Consider the following 21,543-nt stretch of genomic DNA (forward strand, 5'->3'; position numbering starts at 1 on the left):
CCCTTTGTGCTTATGGAAAAGGAGTCAGAATTTACAAAGAGGCATCTGTATGCCTTCCCTTATTTTAGAGAACAAAAATTTAATACTATTTTTAAACCTCAAATTTAATTTTATGAAACAAAGAGGATTAATTTTTAATTCGCGACCAGGCAAAACTGCAGTGTTTGCTTTGGGATTGATGTTAGGGCTCTGTCCTGTTTCGCAGGCATGGGCTGATACGGAATTTAATGACAGTCAGATAGTAGCACAGGCGCAGAAGAAAGTAAAAGGTCAAGTTATTGATGCGACAGGCGAACCGCTGATTGGAGTGAATATCAGTGTAGTAGGTGGAACCGAAGGTACTATTACGGATATTGATGGAAACTACACCATTAATGTCCCGGCTGGTGCGAAACTGAAATTCAGCTATATTGGTTATAAAGACCAAATAATAGAAGTCGGTGCGCAAACTGTAGTAAATGTGAAAATGCAGGAAGACAGTGAAGTGTTGGATGAAGTAGTGGTAGTGGGTTTTGGTACCCAAAAAAAGGAATCATTAACAGGTGCTGTTACTGTAGTTGGAGAGAAGGCTTTTAAGGAGAAAGGGGGATTGTCAAGTCCGCTGGAAGCATTACAAGGACAGGTTGCCGGAGTAATGATTACTCGTGGTTCTTCTGCACCGGGTGATGAAAGCTGGAACTTAAATCTTCGTGGTTCTTCCTCCAAAAACAGTACGGAGCCATTAATTATAGTTGATGGAGTGGCATGCAACAGTGTCAATGATATGCGTTTGCTGAATCCTAATGATATTGCGTCAATCAACTTCCTGAAAGACGGTTCGGCTGCCATATATGGTTCACGTGCCGCTGGTGGTGTTGTTTTGATTACCACTAAAAAAGGGGCGGAAGGTAAGGTCAAGGTTGAATATAGCACTACTGCTACTTTGAAAACTGTTGGTCTAATGCCGGAACTGATGAATATAGACCAATGGGCAGATGGTGTGATGACCGCTTTGAGCAATGACAATAACACTTCCAATGTGTGGTATACATATGCTCAACTAGCTAAGCAGTATAAGAACTCTTATATTGATTTACAAACAAGTGCCAATCCTTTTGGGCAAGCAGCCTTTACAGACGTGAAAGATTTTGTATTCGATGATAGTGTGAACTGGTTAGGTTCGCTTTTTGGTAGTACTTGGTCGACAGAGCAAAGTCTGAGTGTTTCCGGTGGAACGGAAAAATCTTCTTATCGTATATCGTTAAACTATTTATATGATGGCTCTACTTTGCAATATGGAAATAACAACAACCAACGTTATAATTTCCGTGTAAACAATACATATAAATTTAATAAAAATATCACATTAGAATCTTCTATATCATACAATCGTCAGGAACAAGTTTCACCCACATTAATTGGGTCTGTATTGACTGTTTCCGTACCAATGCCGGGACTTCCGTTAAAGACATCCGATGGTAAGCCATATGCATGGGGAACATGGGGATCGCCTGTATCTAAAGTAGAAGAGGGTGGTGATAATAAATTATCTGTATCGGCTATTAATATTAGCGAGACTTTGAATGCAAAGGTGACAAATTGGTTGGATGCTAATGTCAATGTAGGCTATAATACATCTTCTGCTAATCGCAGTACAGTGCAGAATTCTATAACTTATTATAATTTCGCAGGCAATGCACAAACGCTTGTTGATCCATCGCAAGAAAAGTCGTATTATCAACAAACTACTTCACGTACGGATTTCTACTCGCTATCTGCGTATGTGAATGCGCACAAGACTTTTGCTAATAAACATAAGCTGAGTCTGACATTGGGTACTCAATATGAATTTAAAGATATGAGCTACTATGGTGCCAATTATACTGATATTTTGGATGGTGTGGGAATTATTAATGGTACCGGAACATTGACTTTGGCTAATAAAGACGATGCCATGAAAAAGAATAATTATCAGAATGCCAATCTGTCTTATTTTGGTCGTTTCAACTACGACTATGATGGTCGTTATTTATTAGAAATCAATGGCCGATATGATGGCTCATCTAAGTTTCAGCCGGAAAATCGTTGGGATTTGTTCTATGGATTCTCTTTAGGGTGGCGTTTGAAACAAGAAGCATTTTTAAGAGATGTTGATTTTTTGAGCGACTTGAAACTTCGTGCTTCTTATGCAGAGATGGGTAGTCAAAGCGGTATTGATAATTATGACGGATTTTTATTTTACAAACTAATTTCCGGAACAGGAGCTTATGTTGGTTCCGACAAACTGTCTTATATTGCTACAGACGGAAAATTCGCTTCTACTACCCGAAATTGGGAACGTATAAAGAATTATAATATCGCAGTTGATTTTGGTTTCTTTAATGGAGCCTTGACCGGTACGGTAGAAGGATTTATGAAACGCAATAATAATATGTTGGTTGAAATTACTTATCCGGGTATTTTGGGTGATAAAGCGCCTACTTCTAATGCTGGTAAGTTTAAAGACTGGGGATTTGAAGGTCAGTTGACGTATAATGGAAAAATAGGAGAAGTGAGCTATCATGTAGGTGGAAATTTTACTTTCACTAGAAATGAGCTGGTAGACTTTGGCGGTACATCTGTTATGAAGTCCGGTTATACTTCTAATCAACAAGGATATTCTCTAAATTCAATATTCGGACTACGATATGGTGGTAAGATTCAGAATGAAGAGCAGTTGGCTGCATACATCGCAAAATATTATAATAATAATGGTATTGGTATGCCCGACAATTTGCGTGTAGGTGACAATATGTTTTGTGATGAAAATGGTGACGGTGTGCTTGACTATAGAGATTATATTTATCTAGGTAGCGATACTCCTGAAATTTCATATTCATTCAATTTGGGAGCAAACTATAAAGGTTTTGATGTCAATGTGATCTTCCAAGGTTCAGCCAATCGTTTTGTATACCGTGGGGTGGATAACTGGACTGTTCCTTTCCGTTCTAATTATACGAATACTATCACTTCTTCTATAGGTAATACATGGAGTGCATCTAATCCTGATGCCTACTATGCACCTTATACGAACGATAGCAAGATTAATGATTACAACTATCAAGCGTCTTCTATTACTGCTCAAGATGGACGTTATCTTCGTTTGAAAAATGTGACTATCGGTTATACTTTCCCTGCTAACTTACTGAAAAAGACTAAAGTAATTCAGGGAGTACGTTTGTATCTGACGGGTACGGATTTGTGGGAAACTACTAAAATTGAAGATGGATGGGATCCGGAAGCTGCCCGTGATGCTTCAGGATTGAAACGTTATCCTTTTACTCGTAACTTTACCTTTGGTGCGAACTTAACTTTTTAAATTAATATCTGATGAAAAAGAAACAATACATAAAAATAGCTTGCCTTTCTTTGTTGAGTCTGATGGCTACTTCTTGTCTGGATCTTGAACCGAAGGCAGAATTGAATGATGCGATAGTATGGAATAAGGCATCTAATTTTCAGTTATTTGCTAACCAATTCTATACCTGGACCCGGGATTTTCATAGCTCAAATACTTATATGTGCTCTACTAGCGACGGTCCTCACAGTGATTGGCGTTCTGATCTGATTGCCGGAGCTTCTGTAAATACGTATAGTAAAGGAACGAATTCAATTCCTGCAAAAGATGATAATTATACGAAACTGTATACACAGATTTATTATACAAATCTATTGTTGGATAAAGCAGAAAGTTTTGCTGATGGAGCCTCTATAGCTGTCCCTGTAGCTGAAGCTAAATTCTTCCGTGCATATTGCTACTTCGAATTGGTGCAGATATTTGGAAATGTTATTCTGGTAACTAAACCTCTGGATTTGAATTCTCCGGAACTTCAGACAACACGTGATGACAGAGCTGTGGTAATAGATCAGATTGTGAAGGACTTGACTGAATCAGTGAATGGTCTTCCTGAAACAGCGGAAACTGGTCGTGTTACAAAAGATGCAGCTTGGGCAATGCTTTCCAGAGTAGCTTTATATGAAGGTACTTGGCAGAAATTCCATACAAACGGTAGTAATGCAACGACTAATACGGAACGCAGTGCGGCACTGTTGAAGATTGCTAAAGATGCTGCTTATAAAGTAATTGATGGTAAGCGATTTAAGTTGTTTTACAATGATAAACTAGGTGTTGAAAGCTATCGCTACATGTTTATTTTGGAAGATGTTGATTGTAATCCGGCTCATCTTATAAAGTCTAATAATACTGAATATATTTTAGCTCGCCGCCATCGTATCGAAGATGGTATCGGCACAAACATAACGAAAGGTTATTTGGCAAATGCTACTTTTGTGACTCGTAAATGGGCTAATATGTATTTGTGTTCTGACGGGTTACCTATTGAAAAGTCTCCACTGTTTAAAAAATATGTGGGTGTGACTGATGAATTTCAGAATCGTGATAACCGTATGACTACTACTTTGATGCAACACGGTGAGAAATATTGGAATAACACAACTAATAACTCGCGTAAAACTTGGGATGACCAGGATTTGGCAACAGCTTTAACTCTTTCTGTCACTTCTAATAGTGGATATCAGAATCACAAATGGGCGGTAGAACGGTTAGTGGCTGACACACAAGAGTCTATGGATTATCCGGTTATTCGTTATGCCGAAGTTTTGTTGAATTATGCTGAGGCTACTTATGAGTTGGATGGAGCGATTTCGAATACTGATTTGGATTTGTCTCTAAACTTGGTTCGTCTGCGTATTAATTCGACTATGCCGAAGTTGAGTAACTCATTTGTCACAACCAATGGGCTTTCTATGAGAGAGGAAATCCGTCGTGAACGTACATTGGAACTGGTGCTTGAAGGTTTCCGAATTGATGATTTGAAGCGTTGGGCTACTGCTCCGAAAGAAATGGTAGAAGACCAGCTTGGTGTGAAATATACTGGTACCTGGTTTGAATCTCATTGGGCAAATCAGTCACGCTCTTTGAATAGTGATGGTTGCATCGTTCTTTATGATGGCCGGGTTTGGTCTGATAAACTATATTTATATCCATTACCTTCAGATCAATTGCAGTTAAATCCGCAGTTGGGACAGAATCCGGGATGGACCGAATAAATGAATTTATATAATAATAAAGAGTATGATAGATATTATGAAACATATAATAAAAAATAGATTGACGCTTATGATGCTAAGTGTTGCTTCAGTGGCGCTGGTATCTTGTAGTGATGATGATGCTATATCCAATCTACCTGCATCCATTTGCCCTTCTTCCATTGTATTTAATTTGCCATCGGATATACAGCAACTTATTTATAAGGATGAGACGGGGGCTAACGTATTACCTCTGATAAAGGGGGAGAGTGTTAATTTGGAATATACGATGACACCGGAGAATATTACCTATAAAGACGTTGTTTGGACTACTTCCAATCCTGCTGTAGCTACTGTGGATAATGGTAAGGTTATGGCTGTGAGTGGTGATGGAACAGGGTATTCTATTGTTCAGGTGGCTCCTATAGCTATGTATTCGGGTAGTGGGGTATATAGTAATTTGAAAGTAGCCGTTGTGAATGAATTGGCTCCAGCGCAGACAATAACTATCAGTTCAGATGTTGATAATGTATATGCCGGCGAGACATTACAGCTTTCAGCTTCTATTTTACCTGAAAATGCTACTTATAGGACGGTTAAATGGAGTAGTTCTAACGAGTCTGTTGCTAAAGTTGATATGAATGGGCTTCTTACTGGTATAGAAAATGACAATATCCATGCAAAGGTTATTATTACAGCAACATCTTTGGATGGTGCAGGTATTACGGCAAGTAAGGAAATTACAGTTGATAAGCGTGTACCACCTGAAGACGTTTCTATTGACCAAACATATTCAGTAGATAAGGGATATTTATTTGCGATTTCAGATAAGAAAGTAACTTTGAATTATACGACTGTTCCCGAAGATTGTACGAAGTCATTAATAGAGTGGTCTTCCAACAATACGGAAATTGCGACTGTGAATGCCGGTGTAGTGACATTCAATCAGAATGGAGTGTTTGGTGACGTGATTATTACAGCTACTTGTCCGGAAACAGGGAAGAGTTCTTCCATTACATTACGTTTAGAAGAAGGATTGGTTCGCGAACTATTCCATGACCAAAATAATTATAATTGGTATGATGCGAAACAATCTGGTAACGGAACTTCCTCATCTCATGTGTGGAGTGATGGGAAAATAACAGTTACTACTTATAAGCAGAACGATACGAAGCAGAGAGCTGACCTTAAATGTTGGAGTCCTAAGACTTGGTTGCATGCTGGTAAGTATCCTATTTTTGCTGTCCGCATGGATGATGTTCGTGATTTGTATAAAGATCAAGGAGTTACTGCTTGCGCGATAAATCTGGATGCTTCCGGTACTTGTGATGGTGTTACATATAGTGGGAATTTTGGAGGTGATAATAATAAATGGCTTCATGATTATAAGTGTAGTGATGGCAGTCATGTATTTATTTATAATTTATCTTCACAGACTTGGAAGAATGGTGGAACAATGCCAACAACATCTGTTGCGACTTTTACTACTCTTCAGTTCAAATATGCAGATATTGCTACTATTACTACTCAGATTCAGTATGATGTTCACTGGATACAAACATTCAAGACATTGGATGATGTGAAAGCATATATTGAGTCAGAGGGATTGACTTACGATGTAATAAAATAATGGAGTAATAATTTTATTCAAAATGAACTTTATGAATAAGAATATGATAAAGATGACGGGTTTGGCACTGCTGATGGCAGTGCAGACCGCATGTCGTGAAAATGAATTTGGAGTGGTGGATCTGACTATGCCGGAAGAAGTGTATGTTCCCGTAGAAGCTAAATATACCTATACTCATCCATGTGGGATGTACAATGGTGATGATTTTGCACGTGTGAAAGATATGTTGGATAAAGGGACTGCACCTCAAGCTGTAAAAGATGAATTTACAGCACTAAAGAATAATCGGTTTACCCAATTGCCTTATGAAGCGAACCCGCAGACATTGATAGTACGTGGTGATGCTACTGGAATAACAAGTGATGGTAAAGAAAATTATGCACCTGCAATGTATGATGCTGCGGCAGCTTACCAGATGGCTATGTTATGGAAGTTAACCGGTAATTCAGATTATGCTGATGCGTCTGTCAAGGTTTTGAATGATTGGGCGAAAACTTGTACTGAAATTAAGTCAAATGATGCTAATCAGATGTTGGCTGCCGGATGCCAAGGATATACTTTTGCAAATGCAGCGGAAATTATGCAGACTTATTCAGGCTGGGCTTCTAAGGATATAGCTGCTTTTAAAGACTGGATTGTTAAAGTGTTTGCGGCTAAAAATAAACAATTCCTGACTTATCATTGGTATCAGGGGACTACAGACTGTGTTTATCATTATTGGTCGAATTGGGACTTGGTTAATTTGTGTTCGTATATGGCTATCGGTATTTTGACTGAAAATGATGAAATGGTTAATTATGTAGTCAATTATTTCCATAATGGTAGCGGTAACGGTTCTATTAATAATCTTATTCAGGGAACTTTCGCAGATCCGTTGGATAGTGGAGAAACAATTTGTCAAAACCAGGAAAGTGGGCGTGACCAAGGGCATGCCATGATGTCGGTAGCGGTAACTGCTAATCTCTGTCAGATGGCTTATTCTTTATATAAGTATAATCCGACAGTTACGGAACTTGATTTCTTCGCTGCGAATAATAATGCCGTTATGAAAATGGGTGAATATACAGCTCTTTTTAATCTGAAAGAGGGTGTTGATAATGCTAATGCAACAGGCACATGGATGATTACAGCTACTAAGATGCCGTTTGATGAATATAAATATTGCATAGATTGCAGTTGTAAAGATAAAAATCACGGTAAAATCCATACATCTGTTGCAGATGATGAAGGACGTGGGACACCTCGTACGGGATGGGAAATACTATATAATCATTATGCTAAGGTCAAAGGTTTGAATAATGGCTATATATATGCTAAAAAGTTTGCAGATAAGATGCGTCCGGAAGGTGGAAGTGGTGATAACCGTTATGGGGTTAATAGCGGGGCATTCGACCAATTAGGATGGGGTACCTTGATGATGTATCGTGAGTAATGTGTGAACGGATACTATTTGATAGAGTATAAGAAAAAAGTTATGAGGGGATTAGGTAAATACTTAATCCCCTTCGTATATATAAGCAAATAGGTCAGTAAACAGATTGTTTTAAAAAAAGAGATAAGATTCAGTTTTACGGCTGATTAGTTTTATATAAGGTAGAAAGAACCTGTTTTTAGGAATAACAATTGAATTTAGAAAAGAATTATTAGTTAGGTACTATGCGTAAAAAGATTCTGTTTTTAGCAGGAATGATGGCTTGTTGTTCATTGGCAGGCGCACAAGAAATTTCAAAGACCTGGGTGGCTGATAAGGGCAACGGTACTTATCAGAACCCGGTTCTCCATGCAGATTATTCCGATCCGGATGTTTGTGCAGCCGGAGATGATTTCTATATGACAGCGTCCAGTTTCAATTGTATCCCGGGTATTCCTATTCTCCATTCCAATGATTTGGTCAACTGGTCGTTGGTGAATTATGCGTTGCCGGTGCAGGAACCGAAAGAGTTTTTTGATAAAGCGCAGCACGGTAAAGGCGTATGGGCACCATCTATTCGTTTTCATAACGGGGAGTTTTACATTTACTGGGGCGATCCTGATTTTGGAATCTACATGATAAAGGCGAAAGACCCCAAAGGGGAATGGAGCAAACCGCTGTTGGTAAAGGCAGGAAAAGGAATGATTGACCCGACTCCTCTTTGGGACGAAGACGGTAAAGTATATCTGGTATATGCATATGCAGCCAGCCGTAGCGGAATAAATAGTATTGCTGTGATTTGTGAACTGAATGCTGAAGGAACGGAAGCGATATCAGCTCCGGTCATGGTGTTTGACGGAAATGACGGAAAGAACCATACGGTGGAAGGCCCGAAACTTTATAAGCGTAACGGATACTATTACATCTTTGCTCCGGCAGGTGGAGTCGCAACCGGTTGGCAGTTGGTTCTCCGTTCGAAGAATATCTATGGCCCTTACGAATCGAAGATTGTGATGGCGCAAGGAAAGACAAATATTAACGGCCCTCATCAGGGAGCTTGGGTAGACACGAATACGGGAGAATCCTGGTTCGTTCACTTTCAGGATAAAGGGGCTTACGGACGTGTGATTCACCTGAATCCGATGGAATGGAAAGCAGACTGGCCGGTAATCGGAGTTGATAAGGACAAAGATGGTTGCGGCGAACCTGTCACTACGTATAGAAAGCCAAATGTAGGAAAGACGTATCCGGTAGCCACACCGCCCGAAAGTGATGAATTTAATACCCGTCATTTGGGATTACAGTGGCAATGGCATGCCAATAAACAAGACACTTACGGGTTTACTACCGATTTAGGATATATTCGTTTGTACGCAGGCAGCCTGTCGAAAGAATTTGTGAACTTTTGGGAAGTGCCTAATCTGTTGATGCAGAAGTTTCCGGCGGAAGAGTTCACAGCAACCACGAAGCTGACTTTTACAGCCAAACAGGATGGAGAACAAGCAGGGCTTATTGTGATGGGATGGGATTACAGTTACCTGTCCGTTCGCAAAGCAGGCGATAAGTTTATTCTGCAACAGGCAGTCTGTAAAGATGCGGAGTTGAAAAATCCCGAACAGGTGAAAGAACTTGCCAGTTTCCCGGTAGAATATCTGAAGATGCCGGGCGTGGCGGACAATGAATGGAAAACAGTCTACTTACAGGTGAAAGTGCGTAAAGGATCAGTTTGTACGTTTGCATATAGCCTGGATGGAAAGAAATATACGACGGTAGGAGAGAATTTCATCGCCCGCCAGGGTAAATGGATTGGAGCTAAAGTCGGTGTATTCTGTGTGACTCCCAATGAAGGGAATCGCGGATGGGCGGATGTAGACTGGTTCCGGATGACTAAGTAGAAAAGAATAAAAATAGATAGATTAAGAATTAACGCGAAGATATTGAACAATGAAAAAGATTGTAGTAGGTTTGGCTGTGATGTTAGGATTCTGTACGTGTACTCACAAGCCTTCCGGTACATTGGATGTGAATAAAGCATTAGACTACTGTGCGGAACAGACACAACGTACGCTTGCGGAACTGAAAACGGATTCCGGTATCGACTATACGATGATGCCGCGTAATATCATGCCCGACGAGCAGCACTGGAATTGCCGTAAGGCGACGAAAGAAGAATGGTGTGCCGGTTTTTGGCCGGGGGTCCTTTGGTATGATTATGAATATACGCAGGATAAACATATCCTGGAAGAAGCTGAGAAGTTCACCAACTCCCTGGAGTTCCTTTCTCAAATTCCGGCTTTCGACCATGATTTGGGCTTCCTCGTATTCTGTAGCTACGGAAACGGGTATCGCCTGACCAAGAATCCTGCTTACAAACAAGTGATACTGGATACAGCCGATACATTGGCTACTCTGTTTAATCCGATTGTGGGCACTATCCTTTCGTGGCCCCGTGAAGTGGAGCCGCGTAACTGGCCGCACAATACCATCATGGACAATATGATTAATCTTGAAATGCTTTTCTGGGCAGCCAAGAATGGTGGTAATCCCTATCTGTATGACGTGGCAGTTGCCCATGCGGACAAGACCATGAAATGCCAGTTCCGTCCCGATTATACTTCGTATCACGTAGCTGTATATGACACGATTACGGGGAATCTTATTAAAGGAGTCACCCACCAGGGATATGCCGACAGCACTATGTGGGCACGCGGACAAGCATGGGCAATTTATGGCTATACCGTAGTCTATCGTGAAACGAAAGACCCGAAATACCTGGATTTTGCACAGAAAGTGACAGATGTTTATTTGGAAAGACTGCCTGAAGATAAAGTTCCTTATTGGGATTTCGATGACCCGGCTATTCCGAATGCCCCTCGTGATGCTTCGGCAGCTTCGGTGGTTGCTTCCGCTTTGCTCGAATTGTCTACGTATCTTCCGAACGGAACGGGAAAACGTTATAAGGATGCAGCTATCGAGATGTTGGCAAGTCTGAATTCCGACAGCTATCAGAGTGGTAAAAGTAAGCCTTCATTCCTGTTGCATAGCACAGGACATTGGCCGAATCATTCGGAAATAGATGCTTCTATCATCTATGCGGATTACTATTATATCGAAGCCCTGTTAAGATTAAAACGTCTCCAGGAAGGGCACGGAGTGCTTGGATAAGGCGATTTAGTGAAATATGCTGCCAATGCCACAGTATACGGATTGGCTTAAAAAAATAAATGCTCTGCAAGAACTATTCATTCTCTGCAGAGCATTTTTACTGGTTAGGGTTAGGTTGTTTATTATTGTTTCACCTTGATGATGTCATAATTCAGGTCGCTGACAGCTTCTTGTAAGCTATCGTTTACCAGGCGAAGAGTAGTATCGTTTACAATCACGAAGTACATCGGACTGTCATTACTATCCTTCGGAGTTAACTTAACAGCGGTAACAGGCTTTTTGTTCACGACTTTGTGTATAGTCTGTTGTTTTCCTTTTGAGGTGAAGGTTTTGTTTTTTCCTTGTCCTTCGGCATCCAGGTAAGTCATATCCAGTGTAAAAGTGGTATCTATGCCATCAGTAGCAGCGTTCAGGGTCAGTACATAGTCAATACCCGGTCCGTCGGCAGCAGGAAGAGTACCTTCATAAACTTCGGTCATTTCTGTGATCGGAGTCATGGCAATGGCAAGACTGTCTGCTTCTGCCTCTGCGGTTTTGTTGGCTTTTGATTGGCAAGATGCCAAAGCAGCTACAACGGCTGCTAACATAATTACTTTTTTCATCGTTAAGTGCTTTAAGTTAATATAAATATAGTGAGCTATCGCTCGGTTTTTACCTATTCTTCATCCCGTTTGATGACCAGCAGTTTGTCTACTCGTCCCCGGTCCATATCTACTACTTCGAATTGCAGGTTCTTGTAAGTAAAGATGTCTCCGGCTTTCGGGATACGACCTATCAGGAACATGGCCAGTCCGCCTAAAGTGGTGAAGTCCTCAGACTCCAGGTCTTCATAAGATAAAATTCCCATTTCTTCCATGAAGTCGTCAATGTTCATTGAAGCTTCCACCAGCATCGAACCATCCTGCCTTGTGACGATTTCTTCTTCTTCCGTTTCATCCTCTTCAAGAATGTCTCCGAAGATACTTTCGGTCAGGTCGTGCAGCGTGATAATACCCTCCGTACTACCATACTCGTTAACAACAACTCCGAACTTGTTTTTGTTCTTCTTAAATAGCTCTAAAACTTTATTTGCATACAAACTTTCCGGAATAAAGAGGGGAGGACGGGCTATTTCGCGTAAATTAAACTGCTGTTGGCTGCCCACCATCAGGATAATATCTTTTACGGAAACCACTCCGATAATCTCGTCTTTCCGTTCGTCCACCAACAGGTATTTACTGTAATGTTCGTCTTCAATAACTTTCATCACCTTCTCCCGTGTATCGTCAGGATGCAGAATGATAAGATCCCTGCGATGTGTCATCAGCTCGTTGGCACGCTTGTCTGAGAAGCGGAATACGTCACGTATCATTTCCGTCTCTTCCTTGTCGATCACTCCCTGTTCCGAACTTTGATGGAGAATCATTTTAATTTCTTCCTGCGTCATGGGACGTTCTTCGCTTTTCAGACCGATAAGTCTGTTCAGTAGCCGGGTAGAGATACTTAGTAACCATACAAAAGGATAAGATACTTTTGTCAGCAGAATCATAATCGGGCTGAATAAGATCGCGTATTTTTCAGGATTACTCAAGGCAATGGATTTAGGAACCAGCTCTCCGATGATGAGGGAAAGATAAGTAATGATTGCTACGGTAGTAATCATGGCGAGGTTGCGTGCGTAGGCTTCTGCTCCCGGAATAAGGGAGAACAGAGGAACGAGGTCGTCGGCAATGGCTACTCCACCATATGCACCGGATACGATACCAATCAGCGTAATACCGATTTGAATAGTGGATAAGAACTTTTCCGGTTCTTCCAGTTGTTTCAATACTCCGCGTGCGGATTTGTTACCTTTCGCGACAAGGGTTTCAAGACGTGCTTTACTGGAGGATACCAGCGCAATTTCATACATGGCAAACACGCCATTCAGTATGAGTAAGAGAAGAATAATAAGAAATTCCATAAATGGATTAAAATGGTTATTGCTTCGAAATTACATGAAATCACGACACTATGCAAATCTGCATTATAGATTAATGATTTTTTAATACTAGCGTGTTCTTTTTTATCAGAAACAAAAGAGGAGATACGTTGGTTGTGCAACCGCGGTATCTCCTCTTATATGGGTTTGGAAATAATGTCTGTTATTATTTAGCGTAAGTAGCCGCTTTTGCTTTGGCACGCTCGATACGTTTCATGGTATCGGGGTGTGACGAAAACATCTTTTGCAGATAAGAAGGCTGTGCGACACCTTCTGAAAGTTTAGCCAGCTTGGTCAGCGAATTAGCCATGGCATAAGGGTCGATACCATTCTTTACGCAGAATTCTACACCGTACTCGTCGGCTTCGTTTTCTTGTTTCTGAGAATATTGGGCACCTGCCAGGGCTTCAGCCATCGCTCCGAGTTCTGAATCAGTCAGTTTGGCAACCTTGTCATTGGTAGCTCCTGCTGCGTTCTTCACTGCTGAACGAAGATAGGCATTCTTCATCGCGTCTTTGGAGTCAGTGTGAACGACGTGACCGATTTCGTGACCTACTACAGCCATCACTTCTTCGTCAGTCATCACATCCATCAGTCCGGCACAGATACGTACACTACCGTCACCACAGGCAAAGGCATTGATATCTACTACTTCATATACGCCGAAGTTCAGTTTCAGTCCGTCTACTTCTTTGATGTGTCCTGTCAGTTTCTCCAAACGCTTGCCGTATTCTGTGTCAGGCTTGGTCAGCGGATTGTGTTCGTCCATCCATACCATGTATTCCTTACTCATTTTAGCAATGTCGGCATCGGATAAAGTAACGGCCGTTACCACGTCTTTTCCTGCTTGTAATGCTTTTCCCAAATTAATCTTCTTGCCGAATTGTGCAGAAGCTGTCATACTCATGCCTACTAATACGAAGGCGATCATAGCAATTTGTCTTTTCATACTCTTTTAATTAATAATATTAATATTCAAATGTAATTCCCAGGGTCGGAAGCAACGTTCCACTGGATTGTTCAATGCGTTTCATTACGTAATGCTGGTTATTAGCGGGAGCTTCCGGATTTTCAATTACTCCCGTACTCATAAGCACATCCTGTTGCTTCAGTTTGCTCATGGTGATATTTTGCAGATCAATATAGAATCCTAGCATGCAGTGTTTTAGATAAAATGTCTTGTCGATGCGGATGTCTGCCTGCACAAAAGCAGGAAGGCGTTCTTTATTGTATCTTGAATAGTCGTAATATGCTTTTCCTTGTGCATCCCAGGCGGATACAAGAGATGATTTCTCTTCATCATAGGGCGTATAGGGAGCACCGCCGATACAGCTGACTTTCATTCCGACACTCCATTGATGGGGTAGATTATAGGTTCCGCGCAGGTTGAAGATATAGCGGTTGTCCCAAGCCGATGCGATGTATTCACTTTCTTTGTCGTTACGATATTCACTTTTGAATAAGGTAAAGGAAGAGGCAAGATTCAGCTTCTTGGCAATCAGCCATTTTGCCAGAATCTCTACACCATAGGAGCGTCCTTGCGCTGTGGAAGTCAACAGCTCATTTCCGATTACTCCGTAATCGTTTCCTTTGCAGGTCAGGGGAATTCCGTCTACCATAGAGAGCGGTATCTTATCATAATCCTTGTAGAATCCTTCAACGGAGACTTCGAACGAATCCCCTTTCCGCCAACTGATTCCCAAACTTTCCTGGCTGACTTTCATATAACGGAGATTGTATTTGTTGGCATACGTTCCATTGTTGTTTTTAAAGCCGAGAGCCGTATAAGGGGGAAGCTGGTAGTAAAGTCCTGCATTGCCGCTGACGAACCAGTGATCGGTCAGTTGGTAAGAGAGCGAGATGCGGGGAGATAATTGGTCGGAAAGCGACTTCATCGCTGATGAATAATTGTTGGCGTCGGCTCTCAATCCCAGGGAAGCTGTGAAACGTTCGTCCATGGAGGAATAATTGATGGTTCCGAAGAGTCCCCAGCGCAGAATTCCCAAGTAGGTATGATAATCGAACGTTTGTGCCTGGTTGGTATATACTTTTTGGAAGGTAGTATTGGAATACTGGCTGTAATCCAAATTCACTCCAAGGTTGATTTTCCAATTTCGGAAAGAAGAATTGTTCTCGAAACGGAATTTGGTTTCCTGTTCGGTTGAACGAAGGCGTAGCATCAGATTTTCAGGAACACTTTCGTCATTCTGACGATATTTCGTATTACGGTTGTTCAGATAACTGTGACTGACTACGACCGATTGTACATGTGCACCTGCGTAATGGCGGTATACAGCGCCTAGCGTAAATGTTTCCTGCTTTATTTTAGGAAGGTAGCTGAGGATATATTCATTGTCTTCACTATCGGCCTTCGTGTTCAGTCGCATATTGTCGATTCCGCCCAGCCCTAATACGGTCAGTTCATTTTGCTCGTTGAAACGGGTTTTCAGTTTGAATTGGGCATCGGTGAAAGTCGGCAGGAAGGGAAGATCGAGCATGTCAAAGAGGAACTGCAAGTAGGATTGACGCACGGATACCAGATAGGAAGTCTTTTTCCCGATGTGTCCATTGGAAGCGAGAGAAACTTCGGAAGCTCCGAGTGTTGCCTTTAGTGAATTGCGTTCCATGTCTCCGTCACGCAATTTGAAGTCGAGTACCGAACTAAGTGCGTTCCCTTTGTCGGTGGGAAAAGCGCCGGTGTAGAAGTTTACTTCACGTATCAGGTCGGCATTGAGGATGCCTACGGGGCCGCCGGATGCTCCTTGTGTGCTGAAGTGATTAATATTGGGGATTTCCACTCCGTCCAGATAAAAACGGTTTTCGAAAGGAGAACCACCACGCACAATAAGGTCGTTGCGATAGCCTATCGGTGAGAAAGCAACTCCGGGATAAGACTGTACGATACGCGAAATGTCCCGGTTGGCTCCCGGACTCTTTTCTATTTCCTGTAGTCCGATGATACGCAGGCTGACAGGGCTTTCCATATCACGACGGAAAGGAGATGCTGTGACGGTGACTCCTTCGAGTTCGGTCAGGTTCTCTTCCATCTCAATCGGGATATTCAGATTTTTGGTGGAAAGGATATATTCGGGAGTGGTGACACTTTTATAGCCGATAGCCGTCGCTTGCAGACGATAGATGCCGGGAGGTACTTGTTCAATAGTGAAATGTCCTTCTGCATTGGTGACACCACCTTTGTTCAGCCCGATAACCATCACATTGATAAATTCCAAAGGTTGGCGGCTGTTTTTGTCAATCACTGTTCCTTTTATTTGGTGCACAGGTTGAGCGTGCAACGGAAAGAACAGGATATTGAAGAATAAAAGAAGTGTCAACAGTCTTTTCATGTGATTGCAGTTTAGTGCTGCGAAAGTACGAAAAAAGTATTAAAGAATGATATAGTCAGTGAATAAAAAAGGAATAAGTCTTATATTTGTAGGACATATTAAAACAGATTCCTTATGAAGACTGTAAAATTGATAACTTGCAATGACGCAATGAAGGCACATATCCTTCAGGGAGCGTTGGAAAATGAGGGTATTGAGTCTATCCTGCATAACGAGAATTTTTCTACTTTGTATAAAAGTTGTGTGAGCAACATAGCAGGAGTAGATATATTAGTTGCGGAAGAAGAGTATGACAAAGCAATACAGGTGTTGAGAGATAATCAAAGTTGGCCGGAAGAGTTGACACTTTGTCCCTATTGTGGTTCTTCGGACATCAAGTTGGTTTTGAAAAAAGGAAAGAAATTACGTGCTATAGGTGCGGCTATTCTTTCGGCATTGACAATGGCTCCTCCGGGAGATAATCATTGGGATTATACTTGCAAACAGTGCCATAAGACCTTTGGTACACCTGTTGCTGAATTTCATTCTTTGGAAGAAACAGAAGAATAATTGTATCTAAACTATAAATCACATAATGAAAAAGAAAAAAAATCTATTAATTACTCTTTTCTTAGTCTTGGCAGCACCTTCCTTTGCTGCCAAAGTTGATACCTTATTAATTAAAAGTCCTTCCATGAGCAAGGAAGTGAAGGTGGTAGTAGTAACGCCGGACGCAGCAATGGGAAAGAAGGCTGTAGCCTGTCCAACTATTTATCTGCTACACGGATATGGCGGAAATGCCAAAACATGGATTGGAATAAAACCGAATCTGCCTCAAATAGCGGATGAAAAAGGAATTATCTTTGTTTGTCCCGACGGGAAGAATAGCTGGTACTGGGATAGTCCGCTTAATCCCTCATACCGTTATGAAACTTTCGTTTCATCGGAACTTGTGCAGTATATCGACAAAAATTATAAGACGATTGCCGACCGGAAAGGACGTGCCATTACCGGATTGAGTATGGGCGGACATGGGGCAATGTGGAACGCTATCCGCCATAAAGATACGTTTGGTGCGGCAGGAAGTACCAGTGGAGGAATGGATATTCGTCCATTTCCGAAGAATTGGGAAATGTCTAAACAGTTAGGAGAATATGATTCAAATAAGGAAGTATGGGACAATCATACGGTTATTACTCAGATTGATAGCCTTAATAATGACGATTTAGCGATTATCATAGACTGTGGAGAGAGTGATTTCTTCCTGAACGTGAATAAGGATTTGCATAATCGCCTGTTAGAGAAAAAGATTAACCATGACTTCATAACACGTCCCGGAGCACATAACGGAACGTATTGGGGAAATTCTATTGATTATCAGATTCTATTCTTTGGTAAATACTTTAAAAAGTAGATTCTGCTGCAAGCATAATCGCATTACGCTGGTGCCATATTCATGCCAGCCTGGTGTCACAACTGTGCCACTACGATGTCACGGCTGTGCCATTGCGATGGCACAGTTGTGACAATGCGTTGGCACAGCATCCCCTTTGTAGATGCTTGTATGGCTTATTATAAGCTATTCAATAACGGATTGATATGCTTTCGCTTGAATGTTGTTATTTGAGGAGTCTTAGTCCATTGCTCGTGAAGCGTCTGCTAGCCGGGCTGCTGACACTCTTTTCTATCTTGAGCTGTGCCTTTTTCGTTTCTCCTGTATCTTCGTCTTCTTTAGGCGGATAAGTCTTGTTTAATACTCCGAGGGCAACACTCAACAATGTTTCCTTCTCATCGCCGAAAGGTAGGAACGTCAAGTAATCCGTTGAAGCATTGACGGCATAAGTCGGTTTATATCCCGTATAAGTGTCATGCTCTGAATTGTAGATTGTACATACGACAGGGTTAATCGACCATAAGAATTCTTCATTAACGAACTGCTCTGTTGCTACATTTTGTCCTTTAGTCGAACTGCCGATAGCTATTAATTCTTGAATTTTTCCATTCAGACAGTGCATTAACATTTCCGGAGCTCCTGCTGTTTCTCCACTAATCAGAACGATAAGGGTAGTTAAATCCAAATTTTTACCTGAAGGGGTTAGTAGTTCGGAATTAAATGTCAGAGTTGCATCTTTGGCTGTATTCTTGTCGTTATATTCTATAAATGCCATGGTTTGGTCAAGATAGAAAGAGGGAGCAAGCATGGTACTTAATAGTTGTGCGCAATCAATACTTCCGCCCTTATTATATCTCAAGTCGAGTATCACTTTATGAATATCCTTCTGTGCAAGTTCTGCCGACCAGTTGCGCAACTCATTATTATATTTTTCTGCATCATCTTTGGTTCCTGCTGTGAAACTGTTGTACATTAAATAACCTACTTCACCATCTTTGTATGGCAGAATTTTCATGCAATGTACAGGATTATCTATTAATGGTACGGCTGCGCCGATTTCTGTCGGTTCTTCTTCCGGTACGACCCTGTAAATATCCTCTGGTTCTTCACCTTCTGCAGGTGGCTCTTCCGGGTCTACCTTTTGATATGTTCCTAAAGTTACTTCCAGCGGCTTCGTACCTTGTAGCAGCAGTGTTTCATATTTCTTGCTGATATAGGAAGTATCCACCTTTACAATCCAATTGCCACGTTTCAAACCAGCTGTTGCCGCAGGTGAACCGGGAATGACGTAAGTAATCAATGCATTATAAGCGGTATCAATGTCCGGATTGCGGACTAATGAATAGTCGAATCCATAGCTAGGCAATGGAGTTTCCATAATGGAATCCACGAATGAATAACTATCGTTTTTTGATTTTACCTTAGATAAGAACTGGTCAGGTGCCAAAAAAAGGTTTGCATCATCATAGGAAGGTAAGTCTTGATACCACAGATAGTTCTGTTGCATAATATCCAACAACCATGTATCCAATGCTGTCTGATGGGCATACTCCGGCCAGCGGTCGACGCCGCAGGAGAAAAAGCCGCTGATAAATACGATAACCAGGGCAGGTATAAGGATTATCTTTCTTAATTTCGTCATTATAAAAAGCTTTTCATGCTGCAAATGTAGGAAATACTTTGCTTATCTACCACATTTATGGTATAAAAATGCCTTCAATGTGTGATTGGTTGTTAGAGAATATAGCCTTATCTTTGTAACGTTAAAGTTTTCAGTAGGTATTAACTATATTATAGTAAGTTATTAATAGACGAATTTTTTTTCATGGATATAGCTGCATTATTATCGGGAGGTGTCGACAGTTCGGTTGTTGTACACCTTCTTTGTGAACAAGGATACAAGCCAACTTTGTTTTATATCAAGATAGGCATGGACGGAGCGGAGTATATGGATTGCTCGGCAGAGGAAGATATTGAATTGTCTGCCGCTACCGCCCGTAAGTATGGTCTGTCTTTGGAAATCGTTGATTTACACCGGGAGTATTGGGAGAATGTGGCAGCCTATGCCATTGATAAAATCCGGCAGGGATTCACGCCGAATCCTGATGTGATGTGCAATAAACTTATTAAGTTCGGTTGCTTTGAACAACGTGTCGGAAAAGATTTCGACTATACAGCAACCGGTCACTACGCTACCACATTAGAGCGTGACGGCAAAATCTGGTTGGGTACGGCAAAAGACCCCGTAAAAGACCAGACCGATTTTCTTGCCCAAATTGATTATCTGCAAGTCTCTAAACTCATGTTTCCCATTGGTGGATTCATGAAGAACGAAGTGCGTGAAATAGCCAATAGGGCAGGATTACCGAGTGCCAGGAGAAAAGATAGCCAGGGCATTTGTTTCTTGGGAAAGATAAATTATAATGATTTTGTCCGTCGTTTCCTTGGAGAGAAAGAGGGAGCGATTATAGAACTGGAAACCGGAAAGAAACTGGGTACCCATCGCGGCTATTGGTTCCACACTATCGGACAGCGAAAGGGACTTGGTTTGAGTGGTGGCCCCTGGTTTGTGATAAAGAAGGATATTCAAGAAAATATTATTTATGTATCCCGAGGGTACGATGTGGAAACACAATATGGCAATGAATTCCGAATGCATGACTTCCATTTCATTACCGATAATCCCTGGGCAGGACAGGACAAGGAATTGGATATTACTTTTAAGATTCGTCATACTCCTGAATTTACGAAAGGAAAACTCATACAGGAAGGAGAGAACCAATTCCGTATCTTATCTTCCGAAAAGTTGCAGGGCATTGCTCCGGGACAGTTCGGAGTGATTTACGATAAAGAAGCGGGAATCTGCGTGGGAAGTGGGGAGATTATCTGTTAAATAGATATTTTTGAGTGGTGAAGATTGAATAAACAGGATTATTTTCATTACTTTTGTTTCATAGAAATATAAATAAAGGAGGATTGATTATGACAACGATGGAATTGAAAAGTCTGAAAATGGACTTGGTGGAGGAACTCCTGAGTTTGAATGACAAAGAGATGCTCACCCGAGTAAAAAACTATTTGAAACGACTTAAAAAGATGGAAGCTGAAAAAGAAGAGGAAGAAATCAGTAAAGAAGAGATTCTCGCAGGGATTGACGCTGGGCTGAAAGATGTAACAGCTGGAAGAACAAGATCTGCTTATGAACTCATTGATGAACTATAGTATAGAAAGTTCTGCCTCATTTGATAAAGAGGCAAAACGTTTAGGGAAGCGTTATGTTTCATTTAAAGAAGATTATCTGAAACTTCTTGATGAATTATCTCGGAATCCTCAACTTGGAACAGACCTTGGTCACGGTTTGCGTAAGGTTCGTATGAAAATTACTGCAAAAGGAAAAGGTAAAAGTGGTGGTGCAAGAGTCATAACTTTTACTTTGGTAATTTCCCAACAAAATGCAGTATTAAATCTTCTTTATATCTATGATAAGGCAGACAGAGCTTCTATATCTGAGAAAGAAATAGAACAACTTCTGAAACAAAATGGTTTGAAACAAAGAAAAATATAGGAATGGGGTTGTCCATGGTATTGGAC

General features: G+C 41.2%; 16 protein-coding genes. 11 read left to right on the top strand and 5 right to left on the bottom strand.

The features are described from left to right. Positions 1 to 49 precede the first annotated feature (49 nt). The 6 genes from HC965_RS11635 (at position 50) to HC965_RS11660 (ending at position 11,273) form a co-directional block, all read left to right on the top strand. On the top strand, positions 50 to 3,337 hold the full coding sequence (locus HC965_RS11635; RefSeq protein WP_191031608.1) for a TonB-dependent receptor: 3,288 nt from the start codon (positions 50 to 52) through the stop codon (positions 3,335 to 3,337). Between the two features lie 11 nt (positions 3,338 to 3,348). Next, positions 3,349 to 5,088 (top strand): RagB/SusD family nutrient uptake outer membrane protein, encoded by a 1,740-nt coding sequence (locus tag HC965_RS11640; protein ID WP_191031609.1) that lies wholly within the window; start codon positions 3,349 to 3,351, stop codon positions 5,086 to 5,088. 37 nt (positions 5,089 to 5,125) lie between these two features. Then, positions 5,126 to 6,697, top strand: a complete 1,572-nt coding sequence (locus tag HC965_RS11645) for an Ig-like domain-containing protein (protein WP_191031610.1) — start codon at positions 5,126 to 5,128, stop codon at positions 6,695 to 6,697. A gap of 43 nt (positions 6,698 to 6,740) precedes the next feature. Next, positions 6,741 to 8,129: an alginate lyase family protein gene (locus HC965_RS11650; protein WP_223854842.1), complete on the top strand. Its 1,389-nt coding sequence runs from the start codon at positions 6,741 to 6,743 to the stop codon at positions 8,127 to 8,129. 224 nt (positions 8,130 to 8,353) lie between these two features. Continuing rightward, a complete protein-coding gene (locus HC965_RS11655; protein WP_191031612.1) occupies positions 8,354 to 10,003 on the top strand; it encodes a glycoside hydrolase 43 family protein in 1,650 nt (549 codons plus the stop codon). Positions 10,004 to 10,052: 49 nt separating this feature from the next. Then, positions 10,053 to 11,273, top strand: coding sequence for a glycoside hydrolase family 88 protein (locus HC965_RS11660; RefSeq protein WP_191031613.1), 1,221 nt, complete (start codon positions 10,053 to 10,055; stop codon positions 11,271 to 11,273). 122 nt (positions 11,274 to 11,395) lie between these two features. On the opposite strand, the gene HC965_RS11665 is transcribed toward HC965_RS11660, so the two are convergent. From HC965_RS11665 to HC965_RS11680, 4 genes are all read right to left on the bottom strand, one after another. Then, entirely contained in the window at positions 11,396 to 11,875 is a 480-nt protein-coding gene (locus tag HC965_RS11665; RefSeq protein WP_191031614.1) for a copper resistance protein NlpE N-terminal domain-containing protein, read from the bottom strand. A 53-nt stretch (positions 11,876 to 11,928) separates the two neighbouring features. After that, positions 11,929 to 13,215, bottom strand: a complete 1,287-nt coding sequence (locus HC965_RS11670; protein ID WP_191031615.1) for a hemolysin family protein — start codon at positions 13,213 to 13,215, stop codon at positions 11,929 to 11,931. Positions 13,216 to 13,399: 184 nt separating this feature from the next. After that, positions 13,400 to 14,182 (bottom strand): M48 family metallopeptidase, encoded by a 783-nt coding sequence (locus HC965_RS11675; protein ID WP_191031616.1) that lies wholly within the window; start codon positions 14,180 to 14,182, stop codon positions 13,400 to 13,402. Positions 14,183 to 14,201: 19 nt separating this feature from the next. Continuing rightward, positions 14,202 to 16,580, bottom strand: a complete 2,379-nt coding sequence (locus HC965_RS11680) for a TonB-dependent receptor (protein WP_191031617.1) — start codon at positions 16,578 to 16,580, stop codon at positions 14,202 to 14,204. Positions 16,581 to 16,694: 114 nt separating this feature from the next. On the opposite strand from HC965_RS11680, the gene HC965_RS11685 reads away from it, so the two are divergent. Further along, entirely contained in the window at positions 16,695 to 17,129 is a 435-nt protein-coding gene (locus tag HC965_RS11685; protein ID WP_191031618.1) for a DUF2007 domain-containing protein, read from the top strand. Positions 17,130 to 17,154: 25 nt separating this feature from the next. Next, positions 17,155 to 17,973, top strand: a complete 819-nt coding sequence (locus tag HC965_RS11690) for an alpha/beta hydrolase family protein (protein WP_191031619.1) — start codon at positions 17,155 to 17,157, stop codon at positions 17,971 to 17,973. Positions 17,974 to 18,178: 205 nt separating this feature from the next. Here the strand turns inward: HC965_RS11690 and HC965_RS11695 are convergent, their stop codons facing one another. Beyond that, on the bottom strand, positions 18,179 to 19,597 hold the full coding sequence (locus HC965_RS11695) for a S41 family peptidase (protein WP_191032011.1): 1,419 nt from the start codon (positions 19,595 to 19,597) through the stop codon (positions 18,179 to 18,181). A gap of 180 nt (positions 19,598 to 19,777) precedes the next feature. Here HC965_RS11695 and mnmA point away from each other — a divergent pair, with 180 nt between their 5' ends. The 3 genes from mnmA to HC965_RS11710 all read left to right on the top strand — a co-directional run bounded on the left by mnmA (position 19,778) and on the right by HC965_RS11710 (position 21,517). Then, the gene (gene mnmA / locus HC965_RS11700) at positions 19,778 to 20,845 is read left to right on the top strand and encodes a tRNA 2-thiouridine(34) synthase MnmA (RefSeq protein ID WP_191031620.1); all 1,068 of its coding nucleotides are present in this window, start codon (positions 19,778 to 19,780) and stop codon (positions 20,843 to 20,845) included. A gap of 89 nt (positions 20,846 to 20,934) precedes the next feature. Continuing rightward, on the top strand, positions 20,935 to 21,174 hold the full coding sequence (locus HC965_RS11705; RefSeq protein ID WP_191031621.1) for a hypothetical protein: 240 nt from the start codon (positions 20,935 to 20,937) through the stop codon (positions 21,172 to 21,174). Beyond that, complete coding sequence (locus tag HC965_RS11710; protein ID WP_191032012.1) at positions 21,164 to 21,517, top strand: type II toxin-antitoxin system RelE/ParE family toxin; 354 nt, start codon at positions 21,164 to 21,166, stop codon at positions 21,515 to 21,517. The genes HC965_RS11705 and HC965_RS11710 overlap by 11 nt, the downstream gene beginning before the upstream one ends. The last annotated feature ends 26 nt before the right edge of the window (positions 21,518 to 21,543 follow it).

The sequence above is a fragment of the Bacteroides sp. GM023 genome, from assembly GCF_014750685.1.
Classification (GTDB): Bacteria; Bacteroidota; Bacteroidia; order Bacteroidales; family Bacteroidaceae; genus Bacteroides.

Coding starts and splice junctions, on each gene's coding strand:
- HC965_RS11635 (WP_191031608.1), top strand. CDS start 50: ATGCCTTCCCTTATTTTAGAGAACAAAAATTTAATACTATTTTTAAAC.
- HC965_RS11640 (WP_191031609.1), top strand. CDS start 3,349: ATGAAAAAGAAACAATACATAAAAATAGCTTGCCTTTCTTTGTTGAGT.
- HC965_RS11645 (WP_191031610.1), top strand. CDS start 5,126: ATGAAACATATAATAAAAAATAGATTGACGCTTATGATGCTAAGTGTT.
- HC965_RS11650 (WP_223854842.1), top strand. CDS start 6,741: ATGATAAAGATGACGGGTTTGGCACTGCTGATGGCAGTGCAGACCGCA.
- HC965_RS11655 (WP_191031612.1), top strand. CDS start 8,354: ATGCGTAAAAAGATTCTGTTTTTAGCAGGAATGATGGCTTGTTGTTCA.
- HC965_RS11660 (WP_191031613.1), top strand. CDS start 10,053: ATGAAAAAGATTGTAGTAGGTTTGGCTGTGATGTTAGGATTCTGTACG.
- HC965_RS11665 (WP_191031614.1), bottom strand. CDS start 11,875: ATGAAAAAAGTAATTATGTTAGCAGCCGTTGTAGCTGCTTTGGCATCT.
- HC965_RS11670 (WP_191031615.1), bottom strand. CDS start 13,215: ATGGAATTTCTTATTATTCTTCTCTTACTCATACTGAATGGCGTGTTT.
- HC965_RS11675 (WP_191031616.1), bottom strand. CDS start 14,182: ATGAAAAGACAAATTGCTATGATCGCCTTCGTATTAGTAGGCATGAGT.
- HC965_RS11680 (WP_191031617.1), bottom strand. CDS start 16,580: ATGAAAAGACTGTTGACACTTCTTTTATTCTTCAATATCCTGTTCTTT.
- HC965_RS11685 (WP_191031618.1), top strand. CDS start 16,695: ATGAAGACTGTAAAATTGATAACTTGCAATGACGCAATGAAGGCACAT.
- HC965_RS11690 (WP_191031619.1), top strand. CDS start 17,155: ATGAAAAAGAAAAAAAATCTATTAATTACTCTTTTCTTAGTCTTGGCA.
- mnmA (WP_191031620.1), top strand. CDS start 19,778: ATGGATATAGCTGCATTATTATCGGGAGGTGTCGACAGTTCGGTTGTT.
- HC965_RS11705 (WP_191031621.1), top strand. CDS start 20,935: ATGACAACGATGGAATTGAAAAGTCTGAAAATGGACTTGGTGGAGGAA.
- HC965_RS11710 (WP_191032012.1), top strand. CDS start 21,164: ATGAACTATAGTATAGAAAGTTCTGCCTCATTTGATAAAGAGGCAAAA.